General features: G+C 35.2%; 15 protein-coding genes and 1 other RNA gene. 5 read left to right on the plus strand and 11 right to left on the minus strand.

Annotation, left to right across the window (positions count from 1 at the left end; all coding sequences use genetic code 11):
* The first annotated feature begins 201 nt into the window (after window positions 1-201).
* Complete coding sequence (locus IV88_RS05850; RefSeq protein ID WP_057799720.1) at window positions 202-441, plus strand: DUF378 domain-containing protein; 240 nt, start codon at window positions 202-204, stop codon at window positions 439-441.
* Here the strand turns inward: IV88_RS05850 and IV88_RS05855 are convergent.
* Both IV88_RS05855 and IV88_RS05860 read right to left on the minus strand, forming a co-directional pair.
* Window positions 438-749: a hypothetical protein gene (locus IV88_RS05855; RefSeq protein ID WP_057799722.1), complete on the minus strand. Its 312-nt coding sequence runs from the start codon at window positions 747-749 to the stop codon at window positions 438-440. The genes IV88_RS05850 and IV88_RS05855 overlap by 4 nt on opposite strands.
* A gap of 127 nt (window positions 750-876) precedes the next feature.
* A complete protein-coding gene (locus tag IV88_RS05860; RefSeq protein WP_057799724.1) occupies window positions 877-1104 on the minus strand; it encodes a hypothetical protein in 228 nt (75 codons plus the stop codon).
* A gap of 163 nt (window positions 1105-1267) precedes the next feature.
* Here IV88_RS05860 and IV88_RS05865 point away from each other — a divergent pair, with 163 nt between their 5' ends.
* Window positions 1268-1825, plus strand: a complete 558-nt coding sequence (locus IV88_RS05865; protein WP_162258642.1) for a cysteine hydrolase family protein — start codon at window positions 1268-1270, stop codon at window positions 1823-1825.
* A 60-nt stretch (window positions 1826-1885) separates the two neighbouring features.
* Here IV88_RS05865 and IV88_RS05870 read toward each other — a convergent pair whose 3' ends face one another.
* Window positions 1886-2359 (minus strand): NUDIX hydrolase, encoded by a 474-nt coding sequence (locus tag IV88_RS05870; protein WP_057799728.1) that lies wholly within the window; start codon window positions 2357-2359, stop codon window positions 1886-1888.
* Window positions 2360-2710: 351 nt separating this feature from the next.
* Here IV88_RS05870 and IV88_RS09350 point away from each other — a divergent pair, with 351 nt between their 5' ends.
* On the plus strand, window positions 2711-2866 hold the full coding sequence (locus IV88_RS09350) for a hypothetical protein (protein WP_168388197.1): 156 nt from the start codon (window positions 2711-2713) through the stop codon (window positions 2864-2866).
* A gap of 63 nt (window positions 2867-2929) precedes the next feature.
* On the opposite strand, the gene IV88_RS05875 is transcribed toward IV88_RS09350, so the two are convergent.
* The 6 genes from IV88_RS05875 to IV88_RS09355 all read right to left on the minus strand — a co-directional run bounded on the left by IV88_RS05875 (window position 2930) and on the right by IV88_RS09355 (window position 8601).
* On the minus strand, window positions 2930-3523 hold the full coding sequence (locus tag IV88_RS05875; protein WP_057799730.1) for a hypothetical protein: 594 nt from the start codon (window positions 3521-3523) through the stop codon (window positions 2930-2932).
* A gap of 125 nt (window positions 3524-3648) precedes the next feature.
* Window positions 3649-4380 (minus strand): hypothetical protein, encoded by a 732-nt coding sequence (locus IV88_RS05880; protein WP_057799731.1) that lies wholly within the window; start codon window positions 4378-4380, stop codon window positions 3649-3651.
* Between the two features lie 1103 nt (window positions 4381-5483).
* Entirely contained in the window at window positions 5484-6752 is a 1269-nt protein-coding gene (locus tag IV88_RS09435) for a C39 family peptidase (RefSeq protein ID WP_057799733.1), read from the minus strand.
* 133 nt (window positions 6753-6885) lie between these two features.
* The gene (locus IV88_RS05890) at window positions 6886-7731 is read right to left on the minus strand and encodes a metallophosphoesterase (RefSeq protein ID WP_057799735.1); all 846 of its coding nucleotides are present in this window, start codon (window positions 7729-7731) and stop codon (window positions 6886-6888) included.
* 319 nt (window positions 7732-8050) lie between these two features.
* Window positions 8051-8420, minus strand: a transfer-messenger RNA (tmRNA) gene (gene ssrA / locus IV88_RS09115).
* Between the two features lie 31 nt (window positions 8421-8451).
* The gene (locus IV88_RS09355) at window positions 8452-8601 is read right to left on the minus strand and encodes a hypothetical protein (RefSeq protein WP_168388196.1); all 150 of its coding nucleotides are present in this window, start codon (window positions 8599-8601) and stop codon (window positions 8452-8454) included.
* Between the two features lie 140 nt (window positions 8602-8741).
* On the opposite strand from IV88_RS09355, the gene IV88_RS05895 reads away from it, so the two are divergent.
* Window positions 8742-9554: a LicD family protein gene (locus tag IV88_RS05895; protein ID WP_057799737.1), complete on the plus strand. Its 813-nt coding sequence runs from the start codon at window positions 8742-8744 to the stop codon at window positions 9552-9554.
* A gap of 60 nt (window positions 9555-9614) precedes the next feature.
* On the opposite strand, the gene IV88_RS05900 is transcribed toward IV88_RS05895, so the two are convergent.
* Both IV88_RS05900 and IV88_RS05905 read right to left on the minus strand, forming a co-directional pair.
* Window positions 9615-11291: an oleate hydratase gene (locus tag IV88_RS05900; RefSeq protein ID WP_057799740.1), complete on the minus strand. Its 1677-nt coding sequence runs from the start codon at window positions 11289-11291 to the stop codon at window positions 9615-9617.
* A 17-nt stretch (window positions 11292-11308) separates the two neighbouring features.
* Window positions 11309-11653: an ArsR/SmtB family transcription factor gene (locus tag IV88_RS05905; RefSeq protein ID WP_057799742.1), complete on the minus strand. Its 345-nt coding sequence runs from the start codon at window positions 11651-11653 to the stop codon at window positions 11309-11311.
* Between the two features lie 132 nt (window positions 11654-11785).
* Here IV88_RS05905 and IV88_RS05910 point away from each other — a divergent pair, with 132 nt between their 5' ends.
* A complete protein-coding gene (locus IV88_RS05910) occupies window positions 11786-13594 on the plus strand; it encodes a heavy metal translocating P-type ATPase (RefSeq protein ID WP_057799744.1) in 1809 nt (602 codons plus the stop codon).
* The last annotated feature ends 34 nt before the right edge of the window (window positions 13595-13628 follow it).

The following is a 13628-nucleotide window of genomic DNA, read 5'->3' on the forward strand; positions in this document are numbered from 1 at the left end:
CTAACAATTCCTTCAATGACCTAACGGAATTGTTAACAGCTTTTTGCCACCCGGTGATGGCTTTGTTATTTTTAATATTGATTCAATATTATCACATTTGCTTTATTCTTTGGACTACTTACTGCAATAATAAGCAGAATCTTTGCCTCGCTCTGTAAAGATTCTTATCATAGTGGTAACTACAGAAGGAGGAACCATGTAATGAAAAAATTCGATGTCATAGTTCTAACTATTTTAATCTTGGCTGGTTTAAATTGCTTATTAGTGGGCACGATCAATTTAAACCTAATTGAAACTTTGGTTGGTACTCAAAATTACAGCATGTTGAAATTCATCAATATAATAGTGGGTTTGTCTGCATTGTACTGTCTAAGATTTATTCCTGTTCTTTATGCTTCACCTAAACCAACACCATTCTATAGTAGAAAAAAACATTATTAAGCAAATTCAAGCTCTGAAGTTGAATCTTCTAAACTATCTAAAATATCATTTGAATCCATAAAATTAATCCAGGATTGCTCGTCATCACGATGTGCAGTATCAACTCCTGATTGTACTTTCTCATAGACACTATCTAAGAACTGTTGGTACATTTTATCAACGGCTCTGTTCATCTCGGCTTCATTCCATTGTCTGGCAAATGCTCTTTCATCATTCAATTGGATTTGGTAATCCATTGCCTTCTCACTAAACTTATCCCTGACATTTGAATTCTGATCTAAATATTCCGCAAATTCTTTTTCATTCATATTCTCTACCCCACTATTGTTATTAACTTCATTATGCAGTAATTAGTACATCGATACTAGTATTTAGTAGTAAAAAAAATCACCGTTAGATTTTCATCCACGGTGATCACTTATTCTGTATTCATAGTTATAGTTCCTTTTTAATCTTATGGTAGGTTTGGGTTTCTTGAATACCGGAATTATTTTGCTGGTATTCACTAGTACCATTAAATTTATCTCTTAATAATCCAACATGACGCTCATTGCGTTCCATTTTGCCATCGAACCATTCTACAGTATCCCAACGTTTCGGGATTCCACGCACACCACCCATATTTTCATGATGCACTACAATACCATATTGTTTAACTGTCATAATAATCACGCTCCTATTTAAATAATAACTGGGATGTAATTCCTGAATTCCATAATCGTATCTTAGCTTGTCTTAATTTCATCGTCAAAGAATGTGCTTAGACGTCTCACAACATCTTCAGAAAACATTTCGATATAATATTACATATAAAAGGGAGATGATTATTTTGACACAAAATGAAGCATTACTGATTATTGATTATACAAATGATTTTGTAGCTCCAGATGGTGCACTAACAAGTGGTAAGCCCGGGCAAGATATTGAACCAGCTATTATGAACTTAGCCAATGAGTTCTTAGAACAGGACCGTTGGGTTTTACTACCAACCGATGTTCATACTCCAAATGATCCATATCATCCCGAAACAAAGCTCTTCCCACCTCACAATGTTCGCAATACTTGGGGACGCCAATACTATGGCCAATTACAATCGTGGTTTGATGGTCAGACAGATAATCCACGCATCTGGTCTTTCGATAAAACCAGATATAGTTCCTTTGCAGGAACTGACTTAGATTTAAGACTACGAGAACGTAAAATTGATACCGTTCATCTCGCCGGGGTATGTACTGACATATGTGTACTCCACACTGCGGTAGATGCATATAACCTTGGTTATAAAATTGTGATTCATAAAAATGCTGTCGCAACATTCACAGAACATGGTCAAGAATGGGCGTTAGATCATTTTAAAAATAGCCTTGGAGCTGAAATAGTTTAAATTAAAAAAGCTAATAGTTGCTAGTTGTGCGATTTCCAACTGACAATTATTAGTTTTTATTTATCTAGATATATTGGAATTACCACTAAAATAGTCGTTCAAAACATCGCGATGCTGTTGATTTACAATCTGTAGGTCATTGATTTCATTTTTCGTAAACCATTTTAAATCTAGAGTTTCATCAACTGGCTTTTGTGCCAACTTTTTAAATGATTTAATTTTATATACTAACAAAATGGTCTGTGCCTGATCACCATTGGGATAACTGTCCGTGTATTTGGAATAAACTCCAAAGAGCTGACCTACCTCAACATCTAAAGCAACCTCTTCTTTTAATTCACGCTGAACAGTTTCAACTGCAGACTCTCCTAATTCCATTGCACCTCCTGGCAATCCCCAAGCTAGTTTGTCACTGCGCTTTTGTAAGAGAACCCGGTTTGAATCATCAGTTACAATACCACCTGCAAAATTAAGAATTATTTCTTGATGGCCCACTTGTTGTCTAATCCATTTGATATAGTCTGGTTTATTCATATTACCTACCACTCATTTTTTATATGGTCTCCTGTGAGTATCTTTACTTTCAAACTCTGATACTTCACTGATTAGATCCTCTTTAAACTTAATAATCGATACACCATCAAACGAAGAATCCTCGTTATCTTGCGTACATGCAAAATGCCATTCAACTATAGTCACATTTTGATTTATCTAACCACATTTGGAAATACTTCCTGATTAATTTATTTGTCAGCTTATTATCCATAGTAGTACCCACTTAAATTATTATCTTATACCCTATTATAGTAACAATTTAAATATTATAATTATAGTAAATAAAATACGTACCCGAATAAAATACGTATTTAAATTGGAGGTTTTATTATGAATGAATTTAAAATTGGTGATACTGTTACTGTCGTTAAAACTAAATGGGTTGGCACGATTGTATTCTTTGATAAGAAACGTGAAAAATATTTAGTTCGGATTAGTGGGACTCAGCAGATGTATTATGGGGCGGATGAATTGAAGAAGCTCTAAAAATTGTGTAAAAAGTAATATACTTGAAACTGTATTGATTGGCTTAAATATGTTTATCTAATTTTAGTATGGTAATTCTCTTTTATCGAATTCAAAATTTCTATGTATTACTTTTAGTAACTCTTTATTATTTTCATTAGCATTTGAGCTATCAAAAATAATAACTTCATCAACAGAATCGTATAACTTTTTAGTAAGATTACTAAAGTCGTTCGTAGTTATAAGAATACTCTTCTTAGCTCGAGAATTTTTCAATGTACTCTTAAATTTATCTGTATCATTTGAATTAAATAAAACACCTTCTACAGGATAAAAAATAGCAAGGTCTTTACCAGCACCAAAAACACCATTAATATGACTTCTCCACTTTGTAAATACACCTTCCGCATTAGGAAATCTATATTTTTTCGTATCTAATTTAACATTTTTAAATTTTGGTTGTATAAAAGCCGGATTGAACAATCTAGGAACATCTTTAACGCTTGTGTCACCAAGAACCAACAATAATTGATTTACCTCTTCTTCATTGTACACACTACTAAGGACAGCTACTAGTTTATCAATATCAAAGTATCCTCTGATTAATAAGTTTTTATCATCAGAATGAATAAACTTTTTTATACAATTTTCAATTTCTTTCTCATTAACTTTTTCCATTACTATACCTCTTAAAAACAGCTCCTCAGTTGCATACCATTCAATACAAAAGTTTACTGTTTTCCTTATTTTATTTTTACATCCATAATACTATTAAAAAAAGCAATATTTCTTTTCAACTATTTCTAATTTTTTTCATTAGATTGCTCCAACATTTTTAGGGAATGCATAATATTTTCATGCATTGCCGATGGACTAGTTATCTTTATACTTGTTGAAACGGTCAGACCATTATGCAGTAAAAATTGAAAAGAAAGCTTGATTGTTTGGTTTCCCCAAACTGTGGACTTCCACCCATTCATAAAAATCAGCTTACTAGCTCTCTCGATAAGTTCTTTTTGTTTAATAAACAACTCTGGCATTTTTTCATTTGGCTTCACTACCAAAAAATGATCATTATTTTTTAGATATGGATTTCCATTACTCCTAAAAGGGATCCCAGTACCGCACAATTTATTATTCAGTTTTATTGCCTGCTGTGCTACAAAAGAATATGGATGATTTTTTATTATGCTATTAAGTCTATTTTTAACAAATCTCACATACCAATATTGCTTCAAAAACATTCCTTGAAAATTAACCATATAAGTAGTGCGGCTATCGTTAAAACCTCTAACATAATATCCAATATCATCAACCAGCAGGTTCACTGAATCTATATTAGATGTGACCTGAAAAACTGGAAGTATTCTCTGCTCATTCTTTATCTGGTTCAGTGTCATTCTAATAGCAACAAACGAAATAATAGTTGCGCATACTGTAGCGATTCCACTTACCCAATTAGGATCCCATGAAAGAACCATATTTTTACACCAATCAAACATTTCAATTAGTATATTTTTAATATTCACCATCATTAGTAACTTTCTCCCAAAATATATATTATTTAAGTTTACTTTAACCTTATGATAACAGCCATACTCATCTGTATATTTAGCACGTTATTTTAATTATGTAAGTAAAAGATATGAAATTTAGGCTCTAAATATTAGCTGACATCACAATTTAAAATGTTATGTTTATTACATTTTAAATCTCAATAAGCGGTTAGATGTCCTACATTTCTACCCGCGCTCACTTAATATTACCATGTAAACTTGTTTGATTTTCCAGTACTTTTCATATAAAACAAAAAATCAGGAACGCCGGTATAAAGGCATTCCTGATTTTTTAAAATGTTCTGGTACTTACTAAAATGGAGTCGGCGGGGTTTGTACTTACGTTTCATACTTCCCAGTATATCAACGTTTATGGCAACACTTATGTTTTTTGGCTAACCTTTTGGCTAACCCTATCTAATAATTGAATATCACGAGGGTGTAGTTACCACTGACTTTAATGTTAGTGGTTTTTATATTTAAGAGTACAAAAAAAGTGTTGTCGGACAACACTGACAACACCGAAGACGTTACTAGATTATCCGACCAAGATAATCTTATTAGAAGTAAACGCCACTGAACTTATTTACATAGATATTGTAACAGCTACATAATAAAAAGCAAGTATCTACTTTATATCAACTTCTGATACAATGTAAAAGATGTACGTTAAAATCTGACCGACCATCAGAAATAGTACATCACTGGAGGTAAACTCCATTGAACACATTATTTACATGCTGTATTACTATCTTACTAAATGTATTATCTTGTGTCATTTATGACTTAGTTAAATATTTTCTAAGAAAATAATATGGCAAGGAAACAGTAGTTTTGTAACTGCTGTTTTTTTTGTACTCTGATTATAACAAAAACTCACAAAAGATTGTGGGTGCTTAGTGTTTTCATTTCCCACTTCTTGTGGCTTTAATCAGCCCACCCACTAACAAAATAGCATAACAAAAGACCCAAACTATTCCAAGTAGTTAGGGCCTTAGTGTTCTATTAGTTCTCTTTTTCTTGCAAAATATGTGTAACACAAAAATATATTTTGACTCAAATCAGGTATATTATGGTTAGATTTATCCAACCGACACTGCAAATTTCATATAATTGTAAGACCGCATAAACGAAGCCTTACTAATCCAGTAGACACCATTCTCTGGATCCACAATATGAAACGAATTCTTATTATAGCCGTCAACGGTAACGACATGAGCGTTATCTACTCCATAACCCCAGTTATATTTATCCCAAACAGCAGTACGATAGTTTAAAGTAATCCAACTAACGACTGGCTTTCCATCCTTTACTGAGTTTATAATTCCTTGTTCATTAGTGCCACTAATGTTCTTAGCGCTACTAAATCGTTGTACCCAAGGAGTGAGTGCAGATGGAAAAATGGATTGATAAATACCATATGTTACACGGAAAGGAGTTCCTCCGAATCCTTGATATGGATTACCATTCTTTGCTACTGGCATAGTCTTTATAAAGTGCTTTAGATCATAATTTGTAGCTTTGCCTTTATAATGTAAAGCCTCTAATGTACTTGCAGCTTCACAACCCATAGGAGCACCAGCAGCTTCTTGGCTAATGTACTTAACACCTAAAACCTTCGAGCTTGCAACTACAGGCTTGTTAGGTTCTTTCTTATTAACAGCATCTCCATTACTTCCAAAGTAATATTGCACGTTTCCATCTTGATAATATCGATTACGGTACTGCACATGGTCTGATCCATAATATTCTAACTTGTTATTGCCGTAGTGCCGTAAACCGACTACTGCATCACCATTACCACCAAAATAATACAAATTATTTCCATCTCGATAGTATCGATTACGATACTGCACATGATTAGCCCCATAATACTCTAACTTGTTATTGCCGTAGTGCCGTAAGCCAGTTACTGCATCACCATTACCGCCGAAATAATATAATTTATTTCCATCTCGGTAATATCGATTACGATATTGTACATGGTTAGACCCATAATATTCTAATCTGTTATTGCCATAGTAGCGTAAACCAGTGACTGCATCGCCATTACTACCAAAGTAATACAGCTTATTTCCATCTCGGTAATATCGATTACGATATTGCACATGGTCTGATCCATAATATTCTAATTTATTATTGCCGTAGTAACGTAGGCCAGTTATCGCATTACCATTACTATCAAAATAATACAGTTTATTTCCTTCTCGATGGTATCGATTGCGATACTGAGAATGCAATGTCTTATTTGATGCAATTACATTGACAGAATTATCACTACTTATCATTACAATACTACCGATTGATAGTGCTGATACAGCAATCGCTATATATTTAACTAACTTATTCATTCACTTAAACTCCTAATATATTTTAAATATTCACACACGCTCTAATTACCATTTCCCGACTGATTATACACTGAACTCAACCGAAATCGTATGAGAACACGTCCTACAACACTGTTAATCACCAATTTATTTTCTATCTAATATCTTCAACCACCGATTCAGAAATTTTCTTGTTTCCGTCAAATAGCTTTCCTTTTATTGCTCTTTTCATCTGAAATATAGATCCGTCTTCATTCAAAGTAAGTGCAAAAATTCCGCCATCAAACTCTGATGAACGACTGCCAGAATCAATCAAATAGCGTGGCACATCTTCACTATCCGCTTGCATTTTAATATATCCCTTACCCATATCATAAAATGGCATTGTTTGGACTGGCGTATGACCTGTCACTATCACTTTACCAAGTGAGTTTTTGTGCCAATTGTTAGGTCGATTAGTACCATCGAAATAATAGTCATCACGAATCCACATTAAATCATTTCTATCTTGTTCATCTAGTTTTCCGTCCCAAAGTAAACCTGCGTGAACAGCTAAAATATTTTTATTACTCCAAGTTAACGGCAGACTATTTAAAAAATCTGTATACTTTTTTAGGTCACCTTGGTTCAACATTTCTTCCACAACATCTAAATTACTACTATGAATTCCTAACTGTCTCCAAGTTTGATTACCACCATTTATGCGCCACAACTTGGCTTCAAATTCATTTCCCCATGCAGTTTGAATCCAAAAATTATCATGGTTACCCAATAATGCAGTATCATCATTATTGTTAACTCGATTCATAACTATATCTAAAACACCTATTGAATCTACTACAGAATTTTCAGTATGATCAAAAAACTTTCTTTGCCCCATACCATCAATATAATCTCCCAAAAAAACTATCTTATTTTCAGTTATCACGGAATCATTTAGTAAAGTTTTTAAATCATCAACTGCACCATGAATGTCTCCGATGAAAGTGGTTTTTTTCATTTTTACTCCACCTCTAATTCAATTCATTTAATAAATCTAACACCATTAAATACCTATAAAAGTTCTCCTGAAATACTTCACTACTCAATTTTACTACTTTAAAAAGAATTGAACTCCAATAGACAAAATAAATTTTGTCTTTTACTTCAATCATTAAAAAACGATAAAAATACATTTATGTCAACTATAATGAGTAACATACATCCCTACCTACCACGATATTAAATTAAATTTCTTACTTAGAATCTTATTGCCATTAAAAAAACTGATACATTAGAGCGGTTGTGCTCTAAATGTACCAGCTTTTTCTAAATGTTAAAAATGGAGTCGGCGGGGATCGAACCCGCGTCCAAGCATGTTGCCACCGTAATATCTACACTCATATCTATACTATTTAAATTTCGCGATACAAAACGCCGCATAGCAGGGCTTTCATGTAAAGCTAGCTTGATGATCCTCTTCTAAACTTTCCAAACGTAAAAGATTAGCGCAAGCCCGTTTCATTTAGGACCCGCTACTAGCCCACGGGCAAGACTAGACGGATCTACGTTAAGCTGGTATTAAGCAGCTAAAGCGTAAGAATTGTTATTATTTTTTGCAGTTATAATAAACTGAGCGTTTTAACGTAGACGCGACCTACGAAGTGCAATCACGGTACAACCCACACCTGTCGAATCCATAACGACCCCATAAGTGTATCTTCAGTATATCATACTGAGTTTACTTACGATTTTTATTGTTTTCGATTGGAATTGGGCGAAGTGCTAATTGACCCTGACTCTGTAATCGATCCAATAGACGGTCTACAAGTTCAGAATTTTCTAGGTTCTTTAGTAAATAATCTAATAAAGCATTCTTTGTTCTGCGCATCTTCGGTTCCCCCTTTTAATTAAAGCATAGCCATATAATAGATACTTACAAAACAAAAGTCAACTAATTTAACGGATGGTAAAACTTTCTTTAGATGTTACAATTAACACATAGAAAACGTTTAGAAAGGACCACTTATTTTGTCACAAATTGAACAGTTACATCGGGTTGAACTTGGGACTCTTAAATTAATTATCGATATTTGTAAGAAACATCATATTGAATACTTTATGATTGGTGGATCATTGCTAGGTACGATTCGACATGACGGCTTTATTCCTTGGGACGACGATGTCGATTTAGGTATGACGCGTAGAAATTATAATGAATTTGTACGTGTGGCACCAGTAGAACTTCAGCACACCCACTACTTCATGCAAACAGCTGATACAGATCCAAATTTTGCATTTAGTTATATGAAGATTCTTGATACAAATACCTATATCGAAGAAAAGAATAATGTGAATGACGCTCGTAAAGGTGTATTTGTGGACATTTTTCCACTGGATAAAATTCCGCATCAACCAGAAGTACGTCAAGCAGTCTACAACCGTTTCAAATTCTATGACACAACAATCCTACTTCGTTTAGGTTATAACGTGGTCCGGACACCTTTCCGAAAGGATCCGGAAGATAAATCACTCAATTTATTCATGACAGTGGCTAATATGAAGGAAAAGCGTGAAAATATCATGCGCTTGTATGAGCATGAGCCTTTCCATCATTATAAAAACTATGCTTCTCAGTATGCCTACAATATGGAAGTCATGAGCCAAAAAGAAGTATACGAACTTACAACTCACAAATTTGAATCAATTGAAGTTGCGATTCCTAAACATTACGATCAAATCTTAAATCGAATGTATGGTGACTATATGCAATTGCCTGATGAAAAAGATCAAGTTGCAAAACATATCGATACCCTTGTTATTGATGGTAAACAAATTGAATAAACGAAATGCCAACCTACGCTCTCAGTCATAGGTTGGCATTTTTATTAACTCTTATTATTTTTATCTGAACATAGTTCTTGTTGCACGAGCCAAGACTTTGGGATCCTTCTCGTAATGATGAACTGGTGTTAATTCTGTATCAGGAATACCCATGAAGTGGTAAACCGCGATTTGTGCGGCACGAACTGAATACTGTTCTGTAAATACCATATCAAATGGCATTTCAACGAATTGACTGATGAATGCCAAGTTCTTAGAATTCTTTGGTACAACATCAGGACGATCACCAATTGCACGTTGATTGAATAATGCACTAGCATATGGCATGTAAACCGGAATGACGTTTACAATACTATCCATAATTTCAGCTTCATGATTTTCAATGTTGTCAGCAGCAGGATCAACTTCTGATAAATGACCAAGCAATTCTTGAAGGATTTCTTTACCCGTCATTTCCATGATGGTCTTGTCAACATAGTCACCCTTCTTACGTGGGAACATTGTGTAGCCCCAGAAGACGGTCTCATTTTCCTTTTGAGCCTTGAAATGTGGTTGATGATGAACAACGATTGACATCAAATTATTACTATCAACCCAAGTATTCAACGCATTCCCTGGCTCTTGTTGTGTAATCCGGCTGATTTGATTCAATAGGTAATGGTTGTTAGTTGTAACTGTAAAGCTGAACCATTCACTTTGAGCACGATCATTAAAGAACTTATCAGGTGTTCCTAAATTGTAGAAGTGTTCTGTAGCTTGCTTCCATAACTTAGCACTTGGTGCATATTCCATGTTTTCTGTAACTGGTGTATCGAAATCACCCATTGATGAACTATCTGTAATTGAGCCATTGGTATCAAATACAAAGTCATTTTCATCAACCTTGATAACACCCTTTTCTTTTTCACCATCAACATCTTCATACTCAAGACCCGTAACCACGATATCATCACGTAGGTCTGTGTCTTTAAAGTCGAATGCAGTAATCTTACGGTTGTTTACGAAATGAACACCTTGGTCTTCCAAGTATTTACGCATTGGAAGAATGATACTTTCATACTGGTTGTATGGTGTTCTCGTAACACCTTCCAAAGTGTTGATTCGGCTAAATTCCAGAATCATACGGTTCATGTAACGACGAAGTTCCATCGCCGAACTTTCTTTCTTGAAAGCGAAGGTTGTTTCCCACATGTACCAGAAATTAGTTGTGAACATGTGTGGACTGTCTTTGAACCATTCTTCAATGCTGACATTATTAAGCTTATTTTCTTTACTTTCAGGCATCAACATCAATTTAGTTAACAACATGCGATCTTTATTATCAAATTGCATGTGTGAATAATCTTTCTTGTCGCCTTGATTACGAACCCCATCAATTTTGTCCATTAAACGAGCTACATCATGGGTTGGATGAGCATGGTCAAAGTTTAAAATGTCATCTGTAACAGACTGTCCAGGATTATCCAATGATGGAACACTTCTTAATACATCCCAGAGGTTTTCGTACGTCTCTTCATTCAACATCCGGCCACCTTTAGCTAGGTAGCCTTTGTTATTTGATAAACTCTTGTTGCCATACTCGTCTTCATAGTTAGCAACGGTTGCACCATCATTAGCACCATGCTTTTCGAGACCAAACATTGTGATTTGGTCGCCACTCCATCCACCGTCTCTGATTAAGTAGATTCCAGCAGCAAGATTACCAATTCCAGTTCCAATCATATATGCTTTTGCCATACTCGTTCACTCCTTATCTAATCTTCAATATTCTGAAGGGACGCTCTGATTAAAGCCACCAAGCGTTCCAGCTTTTCCAATGTGTTATCTAATGTTAAATGGTAAGTATTCTGCAACCCATGTTTAGTTGATCCAACAATCTTAACCTGTTTTAAGATCTTCAAATGGTGCGAGACTGCTGGTTGAGACAAACTCATATTTTCGACTAACTCTGTAACCGTCAATCCATGTTTTAAATGTGAACCTAATAAAATTATGATTTTTTGTCGATTTGAATCAGATAGTGCATTTAAAACGTCAATATCTGAAACGAATTCATCCAACGCAAGTTGCTGTGCCTCACTAATAGGTGCTTCACTCATCACATCACCTCCATTCATATATTTAAATCTATGAATATGGTAGCATGATTATTTGAGGTTTGCAACCGGTTTCATGAAATCTTTATCCGTGTTAAAATTAGTTTAGAACAATTCTAACAAGAGGGTGAAAATATGACTCATAAACAAACTTTTTCCACTATTCTATTGATTGCGGCGGCTGCATTAGTTTTACAGTTTATCTTCCATTTAAATCTCTATGCCCAAATAATCATTTCGATTGCGGGCATTATTATCTCGATTGCCATGACTGTTGAAATGATTAAGACCATTCGTTCCGGTAAGTACGGCGTTGACCTATTAGCTATCACTGCTGTCCTTGCAACCATTGCAATCGGTGAATACTGGGCTAGCATTATTGTTTTAATCATGTTAACCGGTGGTGACACCTTGGAAGACTATGCATCTAAAGTTGCTGGTCAGGAATTACAATCACTCCTGGATAAGAACCCACAGATTGCGCATCTAAAAAAAGATGATAATATTTCAGATATTCCAGTTGATCAAGTTAAGGTATATGATACGCTGTTGATTAAGCCCGGCGAAGTTGTTCCAGTTGACGGTGAGATTACTAAGGGTAACTCAACCTTTGACGAATCTTCTTTAACTGGAGAATCACTACCACGTACAAAACACGTTAGTGATACTTTACTATCAGGCTCTATCAATGGCGAACAAGCAGTTGAAATGTCAGCCACACATATTGCGGCCGAGAGTCAATACCAGTCAATCGTTCAATTGGTTAAAACAGCTAACACCCATCCTGCAAAATTTGTGCGACTCGCCGACCGTTATTCCGTTCCATTTACAATCGTTGCTTATCTAATTGCCGGTATCGCCTGGTTCATTTCCAAAGATCCAGTTAGATTCGCTGAAGTACTAGTGGTTGCCTCCCCCTGTCCATTAATTTTGGCTGCTCCAATTGCCTTAGTTTCTGGTATGAGTAGTGCCAGTCGAAACAGTATTATCGTTAAAAATGGAACTACTATTGAAAAGATGGCTGAACTCAAAACTATCGCGTTTGATAAGACCGGTACAATTACTAAAGGAAAATTAGAACTGGCCGAAGTAGTATCGCAAAATAGATTTTCAACCGAACAACTACTACAATACGCCTGCACAGCGGAACAACAGTCATCACATATATTAGCTCGTTCACTTTTAAGTACGCATAAAGAGATAAAATTACTTCCAACTGATGAAATTACTGAGATTACCGGTACCGGACTTCAAGCAGCTCTTACTACAGGTGAAATCATTAAAGTCGGTCGGCAATCATTTGCCAACCCTGATCACCCAAATGAGATTCAAATTTCTGACACCGCTATTTTTATTAGTATTAATAATCAATTTGTCGGGTACATCACTTTTAAGGATCAACTACGTTCCGAAACCATAACGTCACTAAAAACGCTTAAAAAACTCGGAATTCCACACACCTTGTTGATTAGTGGTGACCAACAAGCAATTGCCGAAAATATTGGTAAAGAAGCTGGTATTCAGGAAATTCACGGAAACTGCTTACCAGAGCAAAAAATTAAATTATTACAGCAGATTCCTAAAAAGCAACATCCAGTTGCAATGGTTGGAGATGGCGTTAATGACGCTCCATCACTGGCTGTCGCAGACGTTGGAATTGCCATGGGTGCCCATGGATCGACTGCCGCAAGTGAAGCCGCTGATGTCGTATTCCTAAAAGATAGCTTAGACCGATTACCAGTCGCTATTCAAATTGCACGATATACAATGTCCGTTGCCAAACAATCTGTTTTGATTGGAATATTCATTTGTACCATTCTGATGTTGATTGCAGCAACAGGCGTAATCCCCGCATTAATTGGAGCATTATTCCAGGAAGTCGTTGATACTGTTACCATCCTTTGGGCATTACGAGCTCATAAATCAATTAAATTTATTAGATAAAAAATGGAGCTGGGAAATAACTAGCCCAAAAGAA

The sequence above is a fragment of the Pediococcus argentinicus genome, from assembly GCF_001437605.1.
In the GTDB taxonomy this organism is placed as follows: domain Bacteria; phylum Bacillota; class Bacilli; order Lactobacillales; family Lactobacillaceae; genus Pediococcus; species Pediococcus argentinicus.